The sequence below is a fragment of the Crenobacter caeni genome, from assembly GCF_010435965.1.
GTDB classification, from domain to species: domain Bacteria; phylum Pseudomonadota; class Gammaproteobacteria; order Burkholderiales; family Chromobacteriaceae; genus Craterilacuibacter; species Craterilacuibacter caeni.
Genome location: NZ_JAAGAA010000006.1, coordinates 45826 through 68364, shown reverse-complemented (window position 1 = coordinate 68364; position 22539 = coordinate 45826). Strand labels below are relative to the sequence as shown.

22 protein-coding genes and 3 tRNA genes are annotated in these 22539 nt (G+C 68.0%); 10 read left to right on the top strand and 15 right to left on the bottom strand.

The window, feature by feature from the left end; genetic code table 11:
• Nucleotides 1-78 precede the first annotated feature (78 nt).
• Nucleotides 79-1230: a 50S ribosomal protein L11 methyltransferase gene (locus tag GZH52_RS08395; protein ID WP_203525681.1), complete on the top strand. Its 1152-nt coding sequence runs from the start codon at nucleotides 79-81 to the stop codon at nucleotides 1228-1230.
• Here GZH52_RS08395 and GZH52_RS08390 read toward each other — a convergent pair.
• From GZH52_RS08390 to GZH52_RS08380, 3 genes are read right to left on the bottom strand one after another with little or no spacing between them, the layout of a single operon-like run.
• Nucleotides 1227-2423: an esterase/lipase family protein gene (locus GZH52_RS08390; protein ID WP_163316036.1), complete on the bottom strand. Its 1197-nt coding sequence runs from the start codon at nucleotides 2421-2423 to the stop codon at nucleotides 1227-1229. The genes GZH52_RS08395 and GZH52_RS08390 overlap by 4 nt on opposite strands.
• A 50-nt stretch (nucleotides 2424-2473) precedes the next feature.
• Nucleotides 2474-3592 (bottom strand): OmpA family protein, encoded by a 1119-nt coding sequence (locus tag GZH52_RS08385; protein ID WP_163316035.1) that lies wholly within the window; start codon nucleotides 3590-3592, stop codon nucleotides 2474-2476.
• A 56-nt stretch (nucleotides 3593-3648) separates the two neighbouring features.
• Nucleotides 3649-5820 (bottom strand): YgiQ family radical SAM protein, encoded by a 2172-nt coding sequence (locus tag GZH52_RS08380; RefSeq protein WP_163316034.1) that lies wholly within the window; start codon nucleotides 5818-5820, stop codon nucleotides 3649-3651.
• Between the two features lie 196 nt (nucleotides 5821-6016).
• Between GZH52_RS08380 and GZH52_RS08375 the strand changes: the two genes are divergently transcribed.
• On the top strand, nucleotides 6017-7228 hold the full coding sequence (locus GZH52_RS08375; RefSeq protein WP_163316033.1) for a DUF1615 domain-containing protein: 1212 nt from the start codon (nucleotides 6017-6019) through the stop codon (nucleotides 7226-7228).
• Here GZH52_RS08375 and GZH52_RS08370 read toward each other — a convergent pair.
• The 4 genes from GZH52_RS08370 to GZH52_RS08355 form a co-directional block, all read right to left on the bottom strand.
• Nucleotides 7213-7785, bottom strand: coding sequence for a DedA family protein (locus GZH52_RS08370; protein WP_163316032.1), 573 nt, complete (start codon nucleotides 7783-7785; stop codon nucleotides 7213-7215). The two genes, GZH52_RS08375 and GZH52_RS08370, sit on opposite strands and share 16 nt — an antisense overlap.
• A 106-nt stretch (nucleotides 7786-7891) precedes the next feature.
• Nucleotides 7892-7967: transfer RNA gene (locus tag GZH52_RS08365), tRNA-Ala, on the bottom strand.
• Nucleotides 7968-7972: 5 nt separating this feature from the next.
• Nucleotides 7973-8048: transfer RNA gene (locus GZH52_RS08360), tRNA-Glu, on the bottom strand.
• A gap of 33 nt (nucleotides 8049-8081) precedes the next feature.
• Nucleotides 8082-8157 (bottom strand) — tRNA-Ala (locus GZH52_RS08355).
• 205 nt (nucleotides 8158-8362) lie between these two features.
• Between GZH52_RS08355 and hpnC the strand changes: the two genes are divergently transcribed.
• The 7 genes from hpnC to GZH52_RS08320 all read left to right on the top strand — a co-directional run bounded on the left by hpnC (nucleotide 8363) and on the right by GZH52_RS08320 (nucleotide 14405).
• Nucleotides 8363-9175, top strand: a complete 813-nt coding sequence (hpnC, locus tag GZH52_RS08350) for a squalene synthase HpnC (RefSeq protein ID WP_163316031.1) — start codon at nucleotides 8363-8365, stop codon at nucleotides 9173-9175.
• Between the two features lie 12 nt (nucleotides 9176-9187).
• Entirely contained in the window at nucleotides 9188-10033 is an 846-nt protein-coding gene (hpnD, locus tag GZH52_RS08345; RefSeq protein ID WP_163316030.1) for a presqualene diphosphate synthase HpnD, read from the top strand.
• Between the two features lie 2 nt (nucleotides 10034-10035).
• Nucleotides 10036-11319, top strand: coding sequence for a hydroxysqualene dehydroxylase HpnE (gene hpnE, locus GZH52_RS08340; protein ID WP_163316029.1), 1284 nt, complete (start codon nucleotides 10036-10038; stop codon nucleotides 11317-11319).
• On the top strand, nucleotides 11316-12065 hold the full coding sequence (locus tag GZH52_RS08335; RefSeq protein ID WP_163316028.1) for an SDR family oxidoreductase: 750 nt from the start codon (nucleotides 11316-11318) through the stop codon (nucleotides 12063-12065). Before hpnE ends, GZH52_RS08335 begins: the two co-directional genes overlap by 4 nt.
• 11 nt (nucleotides 12066-12076) lie before the next feature.
• Nucleotides 12077-12589: a dihydrolipoyllysine-residue succinyltransferase component of 2-oxoglutarate dehydrogenase complex gene (locus GZH52_RS08330; protein ID WP_163316027.1), complete on the top strand. Its 513-nt coding sequence runs from the start codon at nucleotides 12077-12079 to the stop codon at nucleotides 12587-12589.
• 160 nt (nucleotides 12590-12749) lie between these two features.
• Complete coding sequence (locus GZH52_RS08325) at nucleotides 12750-13589, top strand: flagellin N-terminal helical domain-containing protein (RefSeq protein ID WP_163316026.1); 840 nt, start codon at nucleotides 12750-12752, stop codon at nucleotides 13587-13589.
• Between the two features lie 57 nt (nucleotides 13590-13646).
• Nucleotides 13647-14405, top strand: coding sequence for a hypothetical protein (locus GZH52_RS08320; protein ID WP_163316025.1), 759 nt, complete (start codon nucleotides 13647-13649; stop codon nucleotides 14403-14405).
• Here the strand turns inward: GZH52_RS08320 and fliB are convergent.
• The 8 genes from fliB to GZH52_RS08280 are packed head-to-tail and all read right to left on the bottom strand — an operon-like array spanning nucleotide 14353 to nucleotide 21985.
• Entirely contained in the window at nucleotides 14353-15567 is a 1215-nt protein-coding gene (fliB, locus tag GZH52_RS08315; protein WP_163316024.1) for a flagellin lysine-N-methylase, read from the bottom strand. The genes GZH52_RS08320 and fliB overlap by 53 nt on opposite strands.
• A 30-nt stretch (nucleotides 15568-15597) precedes the next feature.
• Nucleotides 15598-17691 carry a flagellar biosynthesis protein FlhA gene (locus GZH52_RS08310; RefSeq protein WP_163316023.1) on the bottom strand — a complete coding sequence of 698 codons (2094 nt, stop codon included), beginning with the start codon at nucleotides 17689-17691 and terminating at the stop codon, nucleotides 15598-15600.
• Complete coding sequence (gene flhB, locus GZH52_RS08305; RefSeq protein ID WP_163316022.1) at nucleotides 17688-18824, bottom strand: EscU/YscU/HrcU family type III secretion system export apparatus switch protein; 1137 nt, start codon at nucleotides 18822-18824, stop codon at nucleotides 17688-17690. Before flhB ends, GZH52_RS08310 begins: the two co-directional genes overlap by 4 nt.
• Nucleotides 18817-19599, bottom strand: a complete 783-nt coding sequence (fliR, locus tag GZH52_RS08300) for a flagellar biosynthetic protein FliR (protein WP_163316021.1) — start codon at nucleotides 19597-19599, stop codon at nucleotides 18817-18819. The genes flhB and fliR overlap by 8 nt, the downstream gene beginning before the upstream one ends.
• Before the next feature lie 3 nt (nucleotides 19600-19602).
• Complete coding sequence (locus GZH52_RS08295) at nucleotides 19603-19875, bottom strand: flagellar biosynthetic protein FliQ (RefSeq protein ID WP_163316020.1); 273 nt, start codon at nucleotides 19873-19875, stop codon at nucleotides 19603-19605.
• A 1-nt stretch (nucleotide 19876) separates the two neighbouring features.
• Nucleotides 19877-20638 (bottom strand): flagellar type III secretion system pore protein FliP, encoded by a 762-nt coding sequence (gene fliP, locus GZH52_RS08290; protein WP_163316019.1) that lies wholly within the window; start codon nucleotides 20636-20638, stop codon nucleotides 19877-19879.
• On the bottom strand, nucleotides 20635-20976 hold the full coding sequence (gene fliN / locus GZH52_RS08285) for a flagellar motor switch protein FliN (protein WP_163316018.1): 342 nt from the start codon (nucleotides 20974-20976) through the stop codon (nucleotides 20635-20637). The genes fliP and fliN overlap by 4 nt, the downstream gene beginning before the upstream one ends.
• A gap of 1 nt (nucleotide 20977) precedes the next feature.
• Nucleotides 20978-21985, bottom strand: coding sequence for a FliM/FliN family flagellar motor switch protein (locus GZH52_RS08280; protein ID WP_163316017.1), 1008 nt, complete (start codon nucleotides 21983-21985; stop codon nucleotides 20978-20980).
• Nucleotides 21986-22214: 229 nt separating this feature from the next.
• On the opposite strand from GZH52_RS08280, the gene fliE reads away from it, so the two are divergent.
• Nucleotides 22215-22538, top strand: a complete 324-nt coding sequence (gene fliE / locus GZH52_RS08275) for a flagellar hook-basal body complex protein FliE (RefSeq protein WP_239058066.1) — start codon at nucleotides 22215-22217, stop codon at nucleotides 22536-22538.
• Nucleotide 22539: the final 1 nt, after the last annotated feature.

The window sequence follows — 22539 nt, the reverse complement described above, 5'->3', positions numbered from 1 at the left end:
GCCCAGCCAGGCAAAGCCTTTTTATTCCCCCGTTTGCCGCCTGCGCCAGTCGCTGTCAGCCGGCCAGGTCTGTTTTCGATGACTTCTGCTGTAGACGCGAGCGCATCCGGCGCCGCGATGATGGCCCATTGGCAAGAAGCCGGCGTCCCATGCAGTGCACGCTGGCGCTCCGAGGCCGGTTTGATGCCGCCTGCGCGCATGCTGCCCGTTGACGACAGCCTGAGCGCCGACGCGGCGTACAAGCTGGCGTGCGAGGGCACCACCTTGCTGTGGCGCGGCGATTACCACAATGCCCGCCAGCTGTTGCAGGCGCTGGCGCGGCGCGTCGACCGCAAGAGAGCCCGGGCTGGCGCGACCCCCTTGGAATCGTTCCATCTGCACCGCCAGGCGCAGGGGCGGCGTGCGAATATCCTCTCCAAGCTGGTGTTGCCGCTGGACGCCGACTACCGCGTGCCGCTGCGTCGCGCGCCCGACGTGAGCGCCGCCTGCTTCGAGGCATACGGCGCGTCCGGCGGCGCGTCGCTGGTGTCGCTCAGGGAGTTGCAGGGGCTGATCGGCGCGCATCAGTGGCGCAGCAAGGGGGTGATGGTCAAGGCGCTTTCTGCGGCCATCCATCCGCACTACGGGGTGTTTGCCCCGATTCGCGGCGAGTATGTGGACCTGGTCGCCGAGGCGCCGCTGCCGGCGACGACGCTGGCGTTCGACATCGGCACCGGCAGCGGCGTGCTCGCCGCCGTGCTGGCAAGGCGCGGGGTGGCGCGGGTGGTCGCGACCGACCAGGACCCGCGGGCTTTGGCGTGCGCCGGGGAAAACCTGGCGCGGCTGGGCCTGGCGCAGCAGGTGACGCTGCTGGAGGGCGACCTGTTTCCTGCAGGGCAGGCGCCGCTTATCGTGTGCAACCCGCCGTGGCTGCCGGCCAAGCCGGCCTCGGCGATCGAATACGCGGTGTACGACCCGGACAGCCGCATGCTTCGGGGTTTTCTGGACGGCCTCGCCGAGCACCTGGCGCCCGGTGGCGAGGGCTGGCTGATCATCTCCGACCTGGCCGAGCATCTGGGCCTGCGCTCGCGCGAGACGCTGCTCGAATGGATCGCGGCGGCCAATCTCAGGGTGCTGGGCCGGCTGGACGTCAAACCCACGCACAAGAAGGCGCTGGCTTCCGGCGACACGCTGGCCGCGGCGCGCGCAGCCGAAGTCACCAGCCTGTGGCGGCTGGGGGTAGCAGGCTAGGGCGGCGCCAGCCAGGCGAGCAGTTGCCGGCACACCTCCGGGGAGAACAGCAACTGCATGTGGTGCATGCCGTAGTACACGGCTTGCCGCTGAGGTGCGAACTGCAAGCAGCGCTGCGGGTCGCGGTGCTGGCCCAGCGCGCTTTGCAGCGGCACCAGCCCGTCGCCGAGCAGCCGGTCGGCGAGGGTGCCGGGCTTGGCGGTGACGACGGCGGCCACGGCAAAGCAGGCGACGCCTTCCGGCAGCGGCAACACGGCGTGCGTGTCGCGGTGGTGGTGAAAACGCGCCCAACCCTGCCAGTCTTCGTCCAGTAGCCGGCCCTCGTGCAAGTCGGTGATGCCGGCGCTGCGCAGCCTGGCCAACCGTGCCCACGGCGCGGCATGGGGCACCTTGCCCAGCACGGCTTCCAGATAATTGCCGGCCTGCTCCAGCGGCGCGCCGTGGTGGGGCGTGCCCAGGAAGACCATATGTTGCAGGCGCTCCGGCCAGCGCATGCCGGCTTGGCGGGCGTAGTGGCAGGCACTGCGCAGCACCAGCCCGCCCATGCTGTGCGCGACGACGCTTAGCGCAAGGCCGGGCCTGTCGGCCAGCGCCTTCTCCAGCAGGGCCGCCAGTTCGCGGCCGTTGTGGGAAATATGGCGGCCGCTGTTGTAACGCAGATAGAGCGGGGCATAGCCGATGCCGGCGAGCAGCGCCGCATAGTCGACGCTTTCTTCGCCGGCACCTTGCCACGCGTATTCGCTCATGCACAAACCATGGATCAGCAGCAGGACCTTGCCGGCCGCGGCCAGCGGCGCTTCGGCCGCCTCGTCCGGCGCGCGGTACAGCGCCATCCGGGTGGCCAGCGGATTGGCTTCTGCCGCCAGCCGGTCACCGACGACACCGTTGAGCGCGGCGAGCAGGCGGGTGCGCCGGGGGGGCGCGGCGCTGGCGGCTTGCTGCCCCTCCAGGGCCCGCAGCACATGGTTGGCGCCCTGTGCGAGCAAGCGGCTGATGCCGCGCACGCTTTGGTAGGCGAGCCCGGTCACGCCTCGGGTTCGCCCGGCTTCCTTGCCCGGCGGTGCGCCCAGCGTATCCCATACCTTGCGGTGCACGCCTTCGGCGATGTCGCTGCTGCCGGCGATGGCGGCGTCGGCCAGCAGGATCAGGCCGCGCAACTCGGACAGGGTCAGGCGGGAGGACGGCTTGGGCATGGATGTGTCCGCGTGGGGGGGCGTCAGCGGCCCGGCCTTGGGGTCTGCGCCTACGGCAATGTTATGGTCAGGTCGGCGCGGCGGGCGCGGCGGTTGTCCGCATCGTCGCCCAGCGTCGACGCGGGGGTGACTTCCTCGATCTGCGCGGCGGGTACGCCGGCCTTCTCCAGATACACGCGTGCGGCCTCGGCGCGGCCGGCGGCCAGTGCCGTGTTGAGCGCCTGCGCGCCATCCCGGTCGTGATAGCCGCGGATCTCGACGCGCGCGTCGGGGTGGGCCTTCAGGAAGGCGACGATGGGTGCGAGCAGCCTGGGGGCGTCGTCGGGCACGCGGGTGACGCTGCGGTCGTAGTACAGGCTGACCGGCGCAGGCGCCTCGCGTGCGGCGGCGGGGGCGGACGCATCGGTGGGCGCAGCGGTTACGGACGCCGCTGGCGCGGACGCGGGCAGGGGGGCGGGCTGTTCGGGTGCCGGGGTCGCCGCCGGCATCTGCATTTCGGAGGTGGACGCGCCGTCCTTGTCGCAGCTTTTCAGTTGCAGCAGGGCGATCACCGCGATTGCGGCAAGCGCAAGCCACGGCAACAGGCGCGACCAGCCGCTTTTGGGGGCGTCGGCGGCCGGGGCGGGTGGCGGCGCAGCAGGCTTTCTCAGGTCCACACCTTCGGCGCCGGCCAGCGCCGCGGCCGCTGCGCTCGGAGGCGCCTCGTGGCCGAATAGCCGGGCGATGGCCGCCGCGCTCACCTCGCCGCCGCCGGCGTCCTTGCGCAGCAGGGCGAGCGCGAACGGGGTGGCCAGCGACAGCAGGCGGGTGATCTCGGTGCGGTTAAGCGCCGACGCGGCGGCAAGGCCGGTTTCCAGCGGCCCAGCCTGTCCGCCCAGCGCCTTGTCCAGCAGTTGCCCGCCAAGGACTGCGAGGCGCTCGCGGTGCCCGCCGTCGAGCAGGGTCGACGCTTCGTCGGGGTGGGGTAGGCCGTGGTCGTTGAAGAGGGTGAGCAGCCGGGTCATGCCCTCGGGGCTGTGGCTTGCCTGGGCGAGCTGGCCGACCAGCACCGGGGTGAAGCCGGCGATCAGCGCGCCGAGCGCGTCGGCGCCCAGCGCCTCGCCCTGCGCGGCGGGTGCAACGAAGATGTCTTGCAGACGCTGAGTGAGGCGCTCGGTCAGTTCGGACATGGCAGGTTCCTTGGGGTGGCATGGGTATGCCACCAAGGTAGCCTATGCGCACGCGTTCAGCGCTTGCCCTTGCCTCGCGGGCCCGTTGCTGGGCCGCCGCGCCCTGGCGCTTGCGGCGCACGGTGGCGGGGCGCCTGCTGGCCCTTGCCGGTGCCGCGCGGCGGCGCGCCGCGTTGCGGCTTGTCCTCGGCGCCCCACGGCGGCACCAGGTGCTCGTCGCCGTAGCCGATCAGGTCGGTGCGGCCCATCGCCTCGAGTGCCTGGCGGATCGCCGGCCAGTTCTTCGGATCGTGAAAGCGCAGGAAGGCCTTGTGCAGGCGGCGCCGTGCCGGGTCGCGCACGGTGTCGACCTTTTCCGAGCTGCGCGCGAGCTTCTTCAGCGGGTTGCGGCCGGTGTGCCACATGGTGGTGGCCAGCGCCATCGGCGTCGGCGTGAAGGTCTGCACCTGGTCCGGGCGGAAGCCGTTCTTCTTGATCCAGATCGCCAGGTTCAGCATGTCCTCGTCGGTGGTGCCCGGGTGCGCGGCGATGAAGTAGGGGATCAGGTACTGCTTCTTGCCCGCCTGCCGGCTGTAGCGCTCGAAAAGCTCCTTGAAGCGGTAGTAGCTGCCGATGCCCGGCTTCATCATCTTGGAGAGGGTGTTCTCCTCGGTGTGCTCGGGCGCGATCTTCAGGTAGCCGCTGACATGGTGGGTCACCAGCTCCTTCACGTACTCGGGTGAGCGCACGGCGAGGTCGTAGCGCACGCCCGAGCCGATGGTCAGCCGCTTGACGCCGGGCAGCGCGCGCGCCTTGCGGTAGAGCTGGATCAGCGGGCCGTGGTCGGTGTCCATGTTCTCGCACACGTCCGGGTACACGCAGGAGAGGCGGCGGCACGAGGACTCGATCTTCGGGTCCTTGCAGGCGAGCCGGTACATGTTGGCGGTCGGCCCGCCCAGGTCGGTGATGTGGCCGGTGAAGCCCTCGGTCTTGTCGCGGATCTCCTCGATTTCCTTGAGAATGCTCGATTCGGACCGGCTCTGGATGATGCGCCCCTCGTGCTCGGTGATCGAGCAGAAGGTGCAGCCGCCGAAGCAGCCGCGCATGATGTTGACCGAAAAGCGGATCATCTCCCACGCCGGAATGCGTTCTTCGCCGTAGCCCGGATGCGGGTTGCGCGCGTAGGGCAGGTCGTACACATAGTCCATTTCCGGCGTGCTCAGCGGCACCGGCGGCGGGTTGATCCACACGTCGCGCTCGCCGTGCGTCTGCACCAGCGCGCGCGCGTTACCCGGGTTCGATTCCAGGTGCAGGGTGCGGCTGGCGTGCGCGTAGAGCACCGGGTCGTAGGCGACCGCCTCGAAGGCGGGGATGCGGATCACCGTCTTGGCGCGCGCCTCACGCCGTGCGGCGAGGCGCTCCTCGCGGCTGACGATGCGGATAGGCTGCGCGCCGTCGGTGCCCGTGCTGCCTGCTGGCGCCTGCGACTGCGTGGTGTCGAGGTAGGGGTCGGTGTGTGCGTCGATACGGCCCGGAGTGTCGACGGTGCTCGAGTCCATTTCGGTCCAGCCCTCGGGCAGCCAGCCTAAGGGCGCGAGGAAGGCAGTGCCGCGCACGTCGCGGATGTCGGCGAGGCGCTCGCCGGCGGCCGCGCGGTGCGCGACCTCGATCAGCGCGCGCTCGGCGTTGCCGAACAGCAGCATGTCGGCCTTCGAGTAGACCAGCGCCGACTGGCGCACCTTCTCGCTCCAGTAGTCGTACTGCGCGATGCGGCGCAAGGACGCCTCGATGCCGCCGACCATCACGTCGCAGCCCGGGTACGCCTCGCGGCAGCGCTGCGCGTACACCGCCACCGCGCGGTCCGGCCGCTTGCCGGCTGTGCCGCCCGCGGTGTACGCGTCGTCCGAGCGCGGTTTGCGGTCGGCGGTGTAGTGGTTGACCATCGAGTCCATATTGCCGGCGGTCACCGCGAAAAAGAGGCGCGGCTTGCCCAGCTGCTTGAAGTCGTCGGCCGACTGCCAGTCAGGCTGGCTGATGATGCCGACCTTGAAGCCCTGGTCTTCCAGTAGGCGGCCGATCAGCGCCATGCCGAAGCTCGGGTGGTCGATATACGCGTCGCCGGTGACAAGGATGATGTCGCAGGCCTGCCAGCCCAGCTGTTTCATTTCCGCGCGGCTCATCGGCAGGAAGGGGGCGGGGCGGATCTTACGGGTGGGGCGCAGGGTCTGGATGGCGGTGACTTCGGACATGGTCGCTGGTGTTTTTTCGCAAGGGGCGCATTGTGCCAGAAAGCGCCTGCATTTTCAGCGTTTTTTGTTTTGTATCAAGCGCATAGCCCTTGTTTTTGCAGGGTTTTGTCGGTGAGAGGGCGGCTTGCGCTCCGGCGCGGGATTGTGGGCGTGTCGGGCTTGGCCTAAGCTTCGCGCTTTCCTGTATCTGGATGGAATGAACGTGCGCGCCAAGTTTTCCCTGCTCGCCCCCTGTGTGCTGCTCGCCGCGTGCTCGTCGGTACAGCCTCCCGCGTCGGTGGTGGTCGCGCCGCCACCGTCTCCCGCCGTCGAGATCCCAGTGCCGATGCTGCCGCCACCGCCGGCGGCGAGCGTGCCGGTCGTGTCGCCACCGCCATCTCCGGCCGTGCCTGCCCGCATCAGCGAGATGGAAGCGCGCTCGCTGGCCGGACGCCTGCTGCCGGCCGGTATCCGGGACCGGGCGGGCTGGCGCGACGAGATGGTGACCGCGTTTACCGCGCTGAAGATCCCGTACAGCAAGGAGCACTTCTGCGCGGCGATTGCGGTGATCGAGCAGGAGTCGAGCTGGCAGGCCGACCCGGTGGTGCCCGGCCTGCCGGGCATGGTGTGGGCGGGCATCGAGAAGAAGGCATCACCGGTGCCGATGGCGCTGGTGAAGGCGGCGCTTCTGAAGCCTTCGCGCGACGGTCGCAGCTACAAGGCGCGCATCGACAGTCTGCGCACCGAGCGCGAGGTGTCCGAGTTGTTCGACGAGCTCTCGGGCGAGGCGCGCAGGCTGAGTCTGCCCGTCGGCATGAGCAACCCGGTGCGCACCGGCGGGCCGATGCAGGTGAGCGTGGCGTTTGCCGAGGCGCAGCTCTCGGCGTGGCCGCATTACCCTTACCCGCGCGCCGGGTCGGTACGCGCCGAGGTGTTCACCCGCCGCGGCGGGCTCTATTTCGGTATCGCCAACCTGCTGCAGTACCCGGTGAACTACAGCGAGATGAAGTACCGCTTCGCCGATTTCAACGCCGGCCGCTATTCGAGCCGCAACGCGGCGTTCCAGCAAGTGGTGTCGCGCCTGAGCGGCCGCGCGCTCAGTAGCGACGGCGATTTGCTCAGCTATCGCGGTGCGCAGGTGCTGCCCAGCGAGACGCAGTTCGCGCTGGAGGCGATGGGTTCGAAGCTTGGGTTGTCGCGTGACGCGATCGCGCGCGATTTGCGCCAGGAGAAGTTTGCCGCCTTCGCGCAGACCGAGCTCTACCGCCGCGTCTACGCGCTCGCCGACGCGCAGGGCTTGCGCGCGCCGCGCGAGGCGATGCCGCAGATCGCGCTGAAAAGCCCGAAGATCACCCGCAAGCTGACCACCGAGTGGTTCGCGGGCAGGGTCGACGGGCGCTACCGTACCTGCCTTCAGCGCGTGCCCTGAGCGGCCGCACGGTGCGCGCGCCGCCGCAGCCAGACAAGCAGCGGCAGCGCGAGCACGGCGAGCAGCGCGAAGAGCAGCCCTTCCAGGTGCGCGATCCTGCCCAGCAGCAATAGCGCGGCCTCGCCGAACAGATAGCCCAGCGTCCCGAATACGCACGCCCACACGAGCGCGCCGGCGAGGTTCCAGCCGACGAAGGTCGCCGCGGGTAGCCGGGCGACGCCAAGCAGGACGGGTCCGGCGACGCGCAGGCCGTACATGAAGCGGATGCCGACGATGATGGGCGCGGAAAAGCGTGCGAGCAGGGTGTCGACCTGGCCTCGCCGTGCGGCCAGCGAAGGGAAGCGGGCGAGCAGGCGTTCGCCCTGCCAGCGGCCGAGCGTGTAGGCGAGAATGTCGCCCAGGCTGCCGCCGGCGGCGGCCACCGCCACCACCAGCGGGAAGTCCAGCCAGCCGCGGTGCGCGGAAAAGCCGGCGAGGATCAGCACGGTCTCACCTTCGACAAGGGTGCCGACGAACAGGGCGAAGTAGCCGTAGTGGGCGATCAGTTGGCTGAGCATGGCAGGGGCGGGCAAGGGATGCAGACATTCTAGACGCGGGAACGTGGGCATGCCTGCGGCACAAAGCAAAACAGGGTACCGCGATGCGGTACCCTGTCCTGTTTGCTGGTGGAGGTAAGCGGGATCGAACCGCTGACCTCTTGCATGCCATGCAAGCGCTCTACCAACTGAGCTATACCCCCGGCAATGGCGTCCCCACGGGGAGTCGAACCCCGGTCGTCGCCGTGAAAGGGCGGTGTCCTAGGCCTCTAGACGATGGGGACAGTGACGGAAAATCGTGCTTCTCGTCCTGTTTCTGGTGGAGGTAAGCGGGATCGAACCGCTGACCTCTTGCATGCCATGCAAGCGCTCTACCAACTGAGCTATACCCCCACTCGGGATTCGTCGGGCCGCTGTTGCGTCCTGACGAGAACGGCACTATACGCAATCGTATTTTTTAGGTCAAGCGTGTTTCCGGAAAAAATTACGGTTTTTTGCGTGGGCGGCAAGTTTTCGCGCCGCACCACGCTGCCGCCTGTCATGCGCGGTACGCGTGGCGCCGGTATAATGGCGGCTTCCGCGACCAGACCGCCCTTGCATGTCCGTCGACCATTACGAAAATTTCCCGGTCGGATCGATCTTCCTGCCGCGACGCGTGCGCCGCGCGGTGCACGCGATCTACCATTTTGCGCGCAGCGCCGACGACATCGCCGACGAGGGTGACGCGTCCGCCGAAGAAAGGCTCGCCGCGCTCGCTGCGCTGCGCGCCGAGCTGGACGCGATCGCGCGCGGCGAGACGCCGCCAAGCCCGATGATGCAGGCGCTGGCTGTCGAGATTCGGCGGCACGCGCTGCCGCTGCCGCCGTTTTACGACCTCTTGTCCGCGTTCAGCCAGGACGTGGTGAAGACCCGCTACGCGGACTTTGGCGAGCTGGTCGACTATTGCCGGCGCTCGGCCAACCCGGTCGGCCGCCTGATGCTCGCGCTGTTCGGCGAGCGCGACGCGCGCGCGCAGGCGATGTCGGACGGCATCTGCACCGCCTTGCAGCTGATCAACTTCCTGCAGGACGTCGCGATCGACTGGCAGAAGGGGCGGGTCTACCTGCCGCAGGCGGACCTCGCGCACTTCAGGGTGAGCGAGGCGCAGATCGCGGCGGGCGACGCCGGCGGTCTGTGGGGCGCGCTGATGAAAAAACAGATCGGGCGCGCACGAAATATGCTCGACGCGGGCGCGCCGCTGGGCCGGCGCCTGGGTGGCCGCTTCGGCTTCGAATTGCGCCTGATCATCCTGGGCGGCGAGCGCATCCTGAAGAAACTCTCCGACGCCGGTGGCGACGTGTTCGCGCACCGCCCGCAACTGACCGCCCGCGACTGGGCATACATGCTGTGGCGCGCCTTGCGTGCCCGCTGACAGGAGCGCCTTTTGACGCCGCAACAATATTGCCAGGACAAGGCCGCCCGCAGCGGGTCGAGCTTTACCGTCGCCTTCCGCTTCCTGCCGGCGGCCAAGCGCGACGCGATGACCGCGCTTTACGCGTTCTGCCGCGAGGTCGACGACGTGGTCGACGAGGTACACGACGACGCGGTCGCCCGCGCCAAGCTCGCGTGGTGGCGCGAGGAGATCGGCCGCCTGTTCGCCGGCGACCCACAGCACCCGGTGACCCGCGCACTACAGCCGCATGTGGCCGCGTTCGACCTGCCGCAGGGTCTCTTCGAAGAAATCATCGACGGCATGCAGATGGACTTGGACGTGCCGCGCTACCCGCGCTTTGCCGATTTGTCGCTGTATTGCCACCGCGTCGCCGGTGTGGTCGGCCAGCTCTCGGCGCAGGTGTTCGGCTACCAGGATCGCGCGACACTCAAGTACGCGCACGAACTGGGGCTCGCGCTGCAGCTGACCAACATCATCCGCGACGTCGGCGAGGACGCGCGCCGCGGCCGGCTTTATTTGCCCGTCGAAGACCTCGAGCGCTTTGGCATGCCGGCCGCCGACATTTTCGCCTATCGCGAGAGCGACGCCTTTACCGCGCTGATGGACTTCCAGGTCGAACGCGCGCGCGAACACTACCGCCGCGCGTGGGCGCTGCTGCCCGTGTGCGACCGCAAGGCGCAGGCGCCCGGGCTAATGATGGCGGCGATCTACCGCACCCTGCTCGAGGAAGTCGCCCGCGACGGCGCGGGCAAGGTGCTCAACCAGCACCTGCGCCTCGGCACCGCGCGCAAGGGCCTGATCGCGCTGTCGACCTGGGCGTTCGGCTACCGGCCGTGAGCATGTCCGTCAAGCCGCGGGTCGCGGTGGTCGGCGCCGGCTGGGCGGGGCTATCCGCCGCCGTCTCTCTGTCCGGCTTTGCAAGCCTCACCGTGTTCGAGGCAGGCCGCCAGCCGGGCGGGCGGGCGCGGCGCGCGCAGGGCGCGGCAGGCAACTTCGACAACGGCCAGCACATCCTGGTCGGCGCCTACCGCGCGACGCTGGACCTGATGCGTACCGTCGGCGTCGACCCGGAGCAGGCCTTGCTGCGCCTGCCGCTGTCGTGGCCGATGCTGGATGCGCTAAATTTCACCACCCCCGCGCTGCCATCCCCGCTGCACGTGCTCGCAGGGCTTTTGGCGGCCAAACGCCTTAGCTGGCGCGACAAGGCGCTTTTCTTGCGCGCGCTGGCCTCGCTTGCGCGCGCCGGCTACCGGGTGGTGCCCGACATGAGCGTGGGGCAATGGCTGGAGCAATCAGCGCAGACGCCGGCGCTCATCGACGGCTTCTGGCGCCCCTTGCTGCTGTCGGCACTCAACACCCCGCCCGAGATCGCGTCGATGGCGACCTTCGTGCGGGTGCTGGGCGACAGTTGCGGCGGCGCGCGCGAAGACGGCGAGCTGTTGCTGCCGCGCACCGACCTCTCAAGCGTGCTGCCCGAGCCCGCGTGGCGCTATCTGCAAGGGCAGGGCGCGCGCTGCGTCGCCAGCCACCGCGTGAAGGCGGTTCACTGGCAGGACGACGGCGTGTGGGTCGACGGCGAACGCTTCGACGCGGTGGTGCTGGCGGTCGCGCCGTGGCACGCCGCGCCACTATTGCCCGAAGACGCGCGCTGCGCCCTTCAGCAATGGCGGACGCGGCCGATAACAACCCTATACGCGCAAACCGACGCGGTACTACCGCAGGTGATGACGGGTCTTGCGCACGGCGCCGTGCACTGGCTGTTCGACCGCGCGCGCCTGGGCGGCGAGCCCGGCGAGATCGCCGCGGTGCTCAGTTGCGACGAAGGACTGAGTGATGAAGCCTTGCGCGAGGGGCTGGCGCGCGACCTTGCCCGTGCGTGCGGCCGGCCGGTGGCGGTGCATGCGATGCGGGTGATCCGTGAGCGGCGCGCGACCTTCGAGGCGGCGGTCGCTCTTGCGCGACCGGATACTCGCTTGCAGGTAGAATACGGCTACCTCGCCGGTGACTGGGTGCATCCGGTGTACCCGGCGACGCTGGAAGGCGCGGTACAAAGCGGCCGCGCCGCCGCCACCGCGCTGATGGCCGACTGGACACACAAACCACGAAAACAGAAACCGAAATGAACGACAAAAAGCTTGCCGGCCGCGTGATCCTCGTCACCGGCGCGACCCAGGGCATCGGCGAGGCGGTCTCGCTGCGTTACGCGCAGGAAGGCGCGACGGTGGTGTTGCTCGCGCGCGGCGTGAAGAAGCTCGAGGCGCTGTACGACCGCATCGTCGCCGAGGGTGGCCCGGAGCCGCTGGCGATCCCGCTGGATCTCAACGAAGCGAACGACGACACCTTCAACAACCTCGCCTACCAGATCCACCAGGCGGTCGGCCGCCTCGACGGCATCGTGCACTGCGCCGCGTACTTCTACGCGCTCTCGCCCCTGACCGACCAGCGCATGGACGAGTGGCTGAACCAGTACCGCATCAACACAGTGGTGCCGTTCGCGCTGACCCGCGCCTGTCTGCCGCTGCTCAAGGCATCTCCCGCCGCGTCGGTGCTGTTCGTCGGCGAGACGCACGGCCAGCACCCCGCGCCCTACTGGGGCGCGTTCGGCGCGTCCAAGGCCGGTGTGGCTTACCTCACCCAGGTCGCCGCCAACGAGTGGGACATCTACCCGAATCTCCGCGTCAACCTGATCGCGCCGGGCCCGGTCAACTCGCCGCAGCGCCTGCGTACCCACCCGGGCGAGGCCAAAAGCGAGCGCGGTAGCCTGGAAGACCTGGCCCAACACTTCGTCTACTGGATGGGCGACGACAGCGCGCCTGCGAGCGGGCGCATCATCGAGCTGGACTTGCGTCCGCAAGTTCAGACCGTATAAAGGGGACGGGGATGCGCGTGCTTATTCTGGCGCTGCCGCTCTTTGCCGGCTGCAACTGGATCGGCAACGTGACGGGGCTTAACGACAACGCCAACAAGGCGATTGGCGCCGCTTGCCGGCAGACAGGCCGTTCGCTGGAGGAGTGCTTCCTGCGCAACCCGGACGCCGGGCAGGCGTCGATCTACGCCGGCTGGCGCGAGATGAACGAGTACATGGTGAAGAACAAGCTCGACACCATGGCGCCGCCGCCCGAGAAGGACGCCAAGGCTGCCAGTGGCGTCAAACCGGCCGTGGCCAAGCCGCCGGCCACCGTGCAGATGGCGCCGCCCACTCAGCCGGCCGGTCCGCGCGCGCTGACCAATGAAGAGGCCGAAAAACAGGCCGCCAACGACCCGCAGGTCAAGGCGGTGCTCTCGGCGATGCGCGCACGCAGCGGTAACGAGCAGAAGGGGAGCGCGACCGAGGCCGACCAGCAGCGCCTGCTGGAGGTCATCAAGGAAATCCAGGGGCAGCCGCCAAGCTGAATGGCCCGTTACCCGCAGACCCGGCCAGGCGCCGGGTTTTTTTTTGCCAATTAAAATGTAAAAAATACCACCATTAAGCTTTAAGTTTTGTCTGGATGGGTCGCCTTGTGAGTGTGTCGGCGGCACAAGGCCGCATGTTCACCCCAAAGGAGTTACTCAAATGCTGAGCCTGCACACCAACCTGGCCGCCCTGCAAACCAAGGCCAACCTGTTCGGTAACCAGAAGGACCTGACCACCTCGCTGACCCGTCTGGGCACCGGCCTGCGCATCAACTCGGCCATGGACGACGCGGCCGGCCTGCAGATCGCTTCGCGTCTGGACAGCCAGAGCCGCGGCATGAACGTCGCGATGCGCAACACGCAGAACGCGATCTCGATGCTGCAGACCGCTGAAGGCGCGCTGGACGAGGCAACCAACATCACCATGCGCATGAAGGACCTGGCGATTCAGGGGGCCGATGCGACGATGTCGACCGAAGATTTGAAGGCAATTAACGGTGAATTCACCGAGCTGAAAACGCAACTGGGCAAGATCATTGACGATACCCAATTCGGTGGCACTGCACTGTTTAAGACCGGCGGAAAACTGGAAGCGAAAGCCATTGACTTCCAGATTGGTGCTACTGCCGCAGACAAGTACTCCTTCAATGCTTCGACGGAAGTGAAAGCACTGACGACGGAACTCGCTAAAGTGGGTGCAGCTGCCATTGATGATAATGCCAAAGCTAATGGTGAAATCACCAAGGCAGACGACATGCTCAAGGCGATTACGGCCGCTCGTTCGGTGCTTGGTGCTGGTGCCAACCGACTGGACAGCATCTACAACAACCTGTCGAACATGGTGACCAACACCACCGCCGCCAAGGGCCGCATCATGGATGCAGACTTCGCGACCGAATCGGCCAATATGACCACCAAGCAGATGCTGATGCAGTCGGGTACCGCCATGCTCAAGCAGTCGGGCTCGATGTCCAGCATGGCGATGTCGCTGCTGGGCTAAGCTTTTTCCAGCCGAACAGGGGCTCCGCGTGCGGGGCCCTTTTTGCATGGATAAGCGATGCTACTGACCGGCCTACCGCCTTTGCCGCCCGCCTCCATTCCCGCCGGCGCGTGGGCGACGCTGTTGCAACTGGACGCGCAAGTGTGGCTGGTAGACGCGGCGGGGCGTCGCCAGCCCTTGCCCGAATGGCCGCCGGGCGTGCCGAGGCCGGAAAACGGCGCACCGCTGCCGGTGCGGGTGCTAGCGCGCGCGCCGCTGCAATTGGTCGCCGCCCAGCCAGCAGGGATAAGCACGTCCACCGTGGAGGCTGTTCCGGCCACGCTAGCTGCGAGCGGTGAAACCGCCGCGTGGCGCGCGCCGGCGCTGGCGCCGTGGTTGCGACAGGCTGGTGAAGTGGCGCCCACACTTCTGGCAGGCGGCCCCTTGTGGCCGTTTGTGCCCGCACCGGTGCCCGGACGGGTGAAGGTGCCTGTGTGTGGCATCGCCGGGCAGGCTGGCGCGGATGCAGAGCGGGGGGAGTTGTGGTGCGTGTTTGTCGGCCAGGACGGACGGCGGGTGCAGCTGTCCCTTGCCGCTGCTGGCGGGGCGGGCGTGTTGACTTTGAGCGGCGAGGCCGACGTCTTGCAAGCCTTGCGCGGGCGGCTGGCCCTACTTGCCGCCGCGCTTGCGTGCTTGCCGTTGCGCATGGTCTGGCAAACCCTGGACGCGCCACCCGTCCCAGGACACGGGCGGCGCGGGCGCGTCGATGCGTCGTTGGCGAGGCTTATGCCGGCTGTGGCGCGCCGGCTTGGCCTGCGGCGGGCGAGTCCGGGGTGACCAGCAGCGCGTACATCGCGATATCCTGTGCGAGCTTTGCGTTACCGAGCAAGCCTGCGACCGCTTGCCGAAAACGGGCGTTGTGCTGGCGCCGCGCGTGGTAGCTGTAGAACACGGCGACCACGTCCGCTTCGCTGAGCCCACCCTTTAGCGCCGCGCGCGCGGTCAGCAGCGTGCGCAGCATGAAAAAGTCGGCGACCAAGAGTTGGTAGCGCCCGATATGGTCGGCTTTTTGTGCGGCCGGGAAGTTGTCGTCCAATACCTGGTAGAACAGGTAGTGCGCAAGCAACTGCGGATGCGCGTCGAAGAAGGGTTTCACATGCGTGAAGTAGCTGTTGTAAAGCGTGTCGACACGCGCCTCGTCGAAGTCGCCGTCGAACAGCTGGTGCAGCCACTCGACACATTCGCCGATCACCGCGCTGCCGCGTTGCGAGCGTTCCGTGCGCATCGTGTTGAACGGCTTGATGAGCTGGGCGAGTGCCAGCCAGTGCACGCGGGGCAGATAGGGTAGCTGCCCGAAGACGGGGCCGGGTTCTGCTGCCAGCGCCAGCGTCTGACCACAGAACTGCAACAGCGCCGCCTCGTCGAGGGCACCCGCCTTGTGGACCATCATCCCAGCGAAAAACAGCACCTGCTCGGCGCTTGCGCCGCCCCGGGTCAACAGCTCGACAAAGGCGCCCTGCAGGGTCAGCAGCTTGTCGGTTACCACCTGGCTCGCCGCGCGGCCGGTGTACGCCTCGGCCGAGAGCTGCATCGCGTTTGGGTCGAACAGGATCAACCGGCACGCCTCGGGGCAGGACAGCTTGAGGCTGCGCTTGATCTGGTCGGCGAACTGCACTTCGCTTCTGGGGTAGGTAGTGCAGGTGGTGCTGAGCATTTCAGGGCCGGCCAGCTTGTGCACATTGCAAAGGCCTTGCCCGTCGAGGAAGCGGCAGTTGCCGGTGTCGTCGAGCGCCGCCTCGGCCCAGTGCTGCGTGCTTTTCTTGACCTTCTTCACGTGCGCGCGGGTGATACCGCCGATTTCGGGCGCCGGGTGGTCGAGGTAACGGTTGTAGGTGGTCTTGTCCAGCGCAATGGTCCAGCCGCGGCAGCAATGCTCGGGGCAGTCGGCGCCGACGCAGCGGAAAGCGGAGTAGTAGTGCGGGGTGAGCAGTTGTGGCATGGGTGTCCTTTATTTCCTGAAAGTTCTGGCTCAGCCCAGCGTCCCGGTCAGCGTGACTTCGCGGTTGTCCGGCACCTCGTTGTACGAGAGCACGGCAAGCCCCGGCGCGAACAGGCGCGCGTAGCGGGCGAGCAGCGGGCGGATCTGCGGCATCACCAACAGCAGCGGCGCGCCGCCGTCCTGTTTCATGCGCTCGCGCACCAGTGGCATATGCGTCTGCAGTTGGCTGAGCACATTGGGGTCGACCGGGAAGGCGTCCAGCGGTGCCTTGCCTGTCTGCTGCGCCTGGCCCAGCGCGCCCAACAGCAGGTTCTCCAACTCGGCGCCCAGGTTGTAGGCTTTGAGCGGCGCGCGCGCGCCGGCGAGCGTCTCGACGATCTGCCGGCGTAGCGCGACGCGCACCTCGGCGGCGAGCATCACCGCGTCCTTGCTCACCTCGCTGCCCTCGAGCAGGGCGCCGGCGATGGGCACGATGTCTTTGAGCGACACCTGCTCGGCGAGCAGCGCGCGGAACACCTTCAGTTGCAGCGTCACCGGTACCGCCTGCGCCAGCGCGGCGGCGAGCTTGGGCGCCATCAGCGCGAGGCGCTCGTTCAGCGCGGTGACGTCGTCGTGGCGGAACAGTTCGGACAGGTGCTCGCGCAGCACCTTGTTCAGGTGGGTGGCGATCACGCTCGCGCAGTCGACCACCTGGTAGCCCAGCCCCAGCGCGTGCGCCTTCTGTTCGCGCTCTATCCACATCACGGTCATGCCGAACGCCGGGTCGATGCCTGGCACGCCGTCGAGCTTGCCGTACACCTGCGGCGACTCGATCGCCATCATCCGGTCCGGGTAGACCTCGCCCTCGGCGATGCGCGCGCCGCCGAGCAACACCGCGTACTGGGTGGCGCCGAGTTTCAGGTCGTCCTTCAGTGCGACGGGCGGCAGCAGCACGCCCATGCTCTCGCTCAGGCTCTGGCGCACGCCCTTGACTCGGCGGGTCAAGGGCGCGCCTTGGGTAGGGTCGATCAGCGCAACCAGCTTGAAGCCCATGGTCAGCGAGAGCGGCGAGACCACCGGCAGCGCGCTCCAGTCGGGCTCCGCCTCTTCGCTCTTGAGCGCGGCGTCGACGACGGCCGGGTCGAGTGTCGGCGTGGCCGGCTTCACCTCGCGCAGCGACAGCCGCCAGCCGACAAAGGCCAGCACCAGCGCGAACACCAAAAAGGGCGGCCACGGCATGCCGGGGATCGCCGCCAGGATGGCCATCATGGCGGCGGCCGAGTAGAGCACGCCCGGCTGCGCCAATAGCTGGCGGCCGACTTCTTCCTGCATGTCGCCGTCGCCGTCGCTGATACGGGTGACGATGATGGCGGCGGCGGTGGACAAGAGCAGCGCCGGGATCTGCGCGACCAGGCCGTCGCCGATGGTCATCAGCGCGTACTGGCGGAAGGCGTCGCCGGCGGCCATGTCGTGCATCAGTGCGCCGATGGCGACACCGCCGACCAGGTTGATGATCAGGATCAGGATGCCGGCGATCGCGTCGCCGCGCACGAACTTGGACGCGCCGTCCATCGCGCCGTAAAAATCTGCCTCGGTCGAGATCTCGCGGCGGCGCTTCTGCGCGGTTTCCTGGTTGATCACGCCGGCGTTGAGATCAGCGTCGATGGCCATCTGCTTGCCCGGCAGGGCGTCCAGCGTGAAGCGGGCCGACACTTCCGAGATCCGTTCGGCGCCCTTGGTGACCACGATGAAGTTGATGATCATCAGGATCACGAACACCACCAGGCCGACCACGAAGTTGCCGCCGATCACCACATGGCCGAACGCCTCGATCACCCGGCCGGCGGCGCCGGTGCCCTCGTGGCCGTTGAGCAGTACCACGCGGGTCGACGCGACGTTCAGCGTCAGGCGCATCAGCGTGGTGGCGAGGATGATGGTCGGGAACACCGAGAAGTCCAGCGGCCGGCGCGCGCCGACGCTGACCAGGATCACCACGATCGCGAGCACGATGTTGAAGGTGAACAGCAGGTCGAGCGCCAGGGGCGGCAAGGGCAGGATCACCATCGCCAGGATGGCGAGCAGGAAGATCGGCGCCGCGACCTTGTGCCGGCCAAGTTCTGCGATCAGGCGGGAGAGGGCTTTCATGCTTTGACTTCCGGGTCGGCCATCCGTGCCGGGACACTCAGCGTGCCCAGACTGGGTGCGCGTTCGCGGCGCCCGTCACGGAAGGCCTTCAGTTGCAGGACGTAGGTCAGCACCTGCGCGACCGCGCGATAAAGCGGCGCGGGGATCTGCTGGTTGACCTGGGTGGTGTGGTAGATCGCGCGCGCCAAAGGCGGCGCGCTGACCACCTCGATGCCGTGTTCGCGCGCCAGCGTGCGGATATAGACGGCCATCTCGTCGACGCCCTTGGCGATGGCGAACGGCGCCTCGGCGCGCTTCTCGTCGTACTTGAGCGCGACCGCGTAGTGCTCGGGGTTGACGACGACGACGTCGGCGCCGGGCACCTGCTTGCGCAGCGCGCCCTGCGCCATCTGGCGCTGGATCTGCCGCATGCGCTGCTTGATCTCGGGGCGGCCCTCGGTGCTCTTGTACTCGTCCTTCACTTCCTGCTTGCTCATCTTCTGCTGGCGCATGAACAGGTAGACCTGCAGCGGCACGTCGATCACCGCGAACACGAAGAACACCGCGGCGAGCGACATCAGCGCCGAGAGCAGCAGGTTTCCCGCGTGCGCGAGCATTTCGGGCAGCGGGCTGCCCGCCTGCGCGAAGATCGCGTCTCGGGTCGAGAACGCGGTGTGGTAGAGCACGAGGCCGAGCACCAACGCCTTGGCGATCGCCTTGCCGATCTCGCTCCAGTGGCTGGCCGAGGCGAGCTTGCCGAAGTGCTTGAGCGGACTCAAGGCCTTGAAGTTGGGCAGCAGCTTCTTGACGACGAACACCCAGCCGCCGGGCACCATCGAGAACGCGATGATGGTGAGCGGCACCAGCGCGAGCGGCGCGACCATCTTTACGGTCAGCGCAAAGGTCGCCGCGCTCAAGAGCGACAGCGCGTTGTCGACCGAGTGGGTGCCGGTCAGCGGCGCGTAGGCGAGCGTGAACAGGCGGCGGAAGTCCTCAAGCCAGACGGGCATCAGCCAGAACGCGAGTTTCAACGCGAGCAAGAGGCCGACGGCGGACGCGAAGTCGCGCGCGCGCGGGATCTGGCCCTCTTCGCGGGCGCGCCTGAGTTTGTGTGGTGTGGCCTTTTCAGACTTGTCGCCGGTTTGCTCAGCCACGCGCGCCTCCCATCAGCTGGCCGAGCAAGTCGAGGATCTGGCTGCTCAGGCGCACATAGTTGTCGGGGATGAAGCGGATGGTCAGCCCGAGCGAGACCAGGCCGAACAGCGTGACCAGCGGGAAACCCAGCGAGAAGAGGTTGAGCGCGGGGGCGACCCGGTTGATCAGGCCGAAGCCCACCTGCACGACGAAGGTCGCGAACACCGCCGGCAACGCGAGCAGGATCGCCGCCGACAGCACCCAGCCGCCCCCCAGCGCAAGCGAGTGCAGCGCGCCCACGGGGAGGCCGCCGCCGACCGGCCAGTGGCGGAAGCTGTCGACGACCACCTGCGCGAGCACCAGGTGCGCGTCCATCGCGAAAAACAGCAGCGCGGCGAACAGGTAGAGCAGGTTGGAGAGCACGTCCGAGCTCTGGCCGTTGCCCGGGTCGTTCATCACCGCCATCGACAGCGCCATCTGCGACGAGATCAGGTAGCCCAGTACCGACAGCACGGCGAGCACCAGATAGAAGGCAAGGCCGATCAACAGGCCGATCACCGCCTGCTCGGCGGTGGCGGCGATACCGGCGAGCGAGAAGGGGTCGATCGCGGGCAGCTTGCCGATGAACATCGGCAACAGCGCGACGGCAAGCGCGAACGCGGCGGCAATGCGCATGCGCATCGGCAGCAGCGCGTCGCCGAGGAAGGGGGCAATCGACAGCGCGGCGAGGATGCGGCAGAACGGCCACCAGAAGGCAGGCAGCGTCTCGATGAGCAGCGCGTAGGGGCCGGTCATGCCTTATCCGACCAGCGCGGCGGCGCGCTCGAACATGGCGATGCAAAAGTCCATCAGTGCACCGGTGATCCAGTGGCCGGCGAGCGCCAGCACCGCAAAGGTCACCAGCAGGCGCGGCAGGAAGGACAGCGTCTGCTCGTTGATCTGCGTGGCCGCCTGGATCAGGCTGACCACTACGCCGACGATCAGGCCGGGCAGGATCAACAGCACCACCAGCACGACGGTGAGGTCGAGCGTGTCGTTCAGGAGGTCGACGGCGATATCGGGGGTCAGCATGTCAGCCTCCGCCCGCGCGGACCGAGCCGACCAGCGTGTTCACCGTCAGCGACCAGCCGTCGACCAGCACGAACAGCAACAGCTTGAGCGGCAGCGAGATCACCAGGGGCGAGAGCATCATCATGCCCATCGCCATCAGCACGCTGGCGACGACGATGTCGACGACCAGGAAGGGGATGAACAGCATGCAGCCGATCTGGAACGCGGTCTTCAGTTCGGACAGCACGAAGGCAGCGAGCTTGACCGGGAACGCGTGTTTTTGTGGGTCGGTGACATGCGCCTCGCCGGACAGGCGGGCGACCTGGGCGAGCGCGGTCTTGCTCGTCTGCGCGAGCATGAAGCGGCTGACCGGGTCCTCGCCGCGCGCGAGCGCCTCGGTCATGGTGATCTCGTCGCGGTCGAACGGCACCATCGCCTTTTGCCACACTTCCAGGCCGACCGGGCGCATCACCAGCAAGGTGAGGATCAGCGCGACGCCGGTGATCAGGCGGGTGGGCAGACCCTGTTGCAGGCCCAGCGCCTGGCGCAGCAGCGCGAGCACGATCACGAAGCGGGTGAAGCTCGTCATCATCAGCACCAGCACCGGCAGCAGCCCGAGCAGGGTCATCAGGATGAGGATCTGCGTCTTCACCGTGAAGTCGATCTGCCGGCCTTCGTTGGTCGCGGTGAGCAGGCTCAGCGTGTTCTCCGCGTGGGCGGCGCCGCTGGCGGCGAGCAGCAGGGTGCCGGCGAGCACGCCGCCCAGGACCATCCCGCGTTTCATGGCGTGAAGCTGTCCACGTCGATTTCGGAGAGTTCGACGACGCGCAGGCCGTAGTTCTCGCCGCTGACCACCACTTCGGCGCGGCCGATCAGGGTGCCGTTGACGCGGATGTCCAGCGGCTCGCCGGCGAGCTTGTCCAGTTCGATCACCGAGCCGTGCTCGATCGCGAAGAGGTCGGCCAGCGACACGTCGGCGCCGCCGACTTCCAGCGTCAGGCGTACCGGGATCTTGCGCAACAGGCCGCGCAGGTCGCGTTCGGGCGCGCGCACGGGGGCAGCCGCGTCGGCGGCGGGTTCGTCGAACAGGTGTTCGAGGTCGAAATCGTCAGCTTGGGACATGTCAGGATCCTGTGGTGGACGCGGGGGCGTCGGCTTCGGTAAACGCGGTCAGGCACAGCCGGCCGTGGTGTTCGGCGACCGTGGCGGTGAACACGCGGCGCTCGCGCACCTGCACGTCGGCGCGCGCGGCAAGTTTCACCGGCAGCACGCTGCCGACGGTGAGCGCGAGCACATCGCTAAGCGGCAGGCGCTTGTCGACCAGCCGCGCGTTGAGCTCGACGCGCAGCCGGCTGGCGAACGCCGCGTCGGTGGTAGCCGGTAGGCGCTTTTCGCGCTGCTCGCCCAGTACCGCGAGCAGGCGCTCGAAGGCGACGGCATCCAGCGCGATGCGCATCAGTCCGCGGCTGCCGCCGACCTCGTCGCGCATCGACAGCGCGACGACATATGCGGCCGGTCGCGGCGGCGGCAGCGGCAGGGCCGCGAGGGTAGCGTCGGTGCGGACCTCGCCGAGGACGGCGAGCGCCTCGTGCGCCGAGGGCAGCAGGTGCTGGGCGAGCAGGCGCTCGAGCCGGCGCTCGGTCTCGGTCGGCACCGCTTGTGCGGCGCGATCCGCCATGCGCTCGACCGCCTGCGCGGTCTCGACGGCCGGCGAGGGCGCTTTGGCAGGCGCTGCGTCGTCTGAGTGCGTGCCCGGCGCCTCGCCTGCGGCGGCGGTGTCGGCAGCCGGCGCAGGGGGCGCCTCGGGCTTCGGCGCGCTGCGCACGCCGAAGCGGTAGTCGAGGATGGCCAGCAACAGCGGGCGTTCGAGCTTGAGCGCGAGCATGCCGCCCGCGCCGTCGTCGAACCACTGCCAGCGCTCGTCGCGCGCGGCGGTGCCGGCGCGGGCATCGCAAAAGTGGAAGCCGGCGCGGTAGCGCCGGTTGAGCAGGGTGTTGACGGCGCCACTGAGCGCCCGTTCCAGCTGGGTGTGGAACAGCGGCAGCAGATGCAGGGGGCGGCCCAGCGTGGTCGGGTCCAGCGTCTGCATGCCGTGCGCGCGCGCGGGCGGGACGATCTTGGCTTTGCTCATTCTTTAATTAGGCGCCGGGTTTTTGCCCCGCTTTTCACTGTTTAACGTTTAAAGACGCGCATCTTACCTTGCACGCCGGCCGGATTGCGCCATCGGAGCGCGTGAAAATTCACAAAGCCAAGCTAAAGGCATTTATTTAAACTCGCACTTCTTTTGAATAGATCGAATTTTAAATTGCGGCGGCACGCCCAGCGTGACGCGCATCGTTTGCGGGTTGGGAATGGCAGAAATGAATTTGATCGGCTTGCTGGCCGAGCAGTCGCGCATGGCCGGCGACATGGGCGCGCTCGCCCGTGTCGCCGCGGGTGAAGGCTCGGACGGGCAGGAAGGGGCGGCGAGCTTCTCGGCGGCGATGATGGACGCGGTGCGCTCGGTCGACGCCGACAGCCGCGTCGCCGGCGAGAAGATGGCCGACGTCGACAGCGGCCGCAGCGACGACCTGGTCGGCGCCATGCTGATGAGCCAGGAGGCGAGCCTGTCGTTCTCCATGCTGATGCAGGTGCGCAACAAGGTAGTCGGCGCGGTCGACGACCTGATCAAGATGCAGGTCTGAG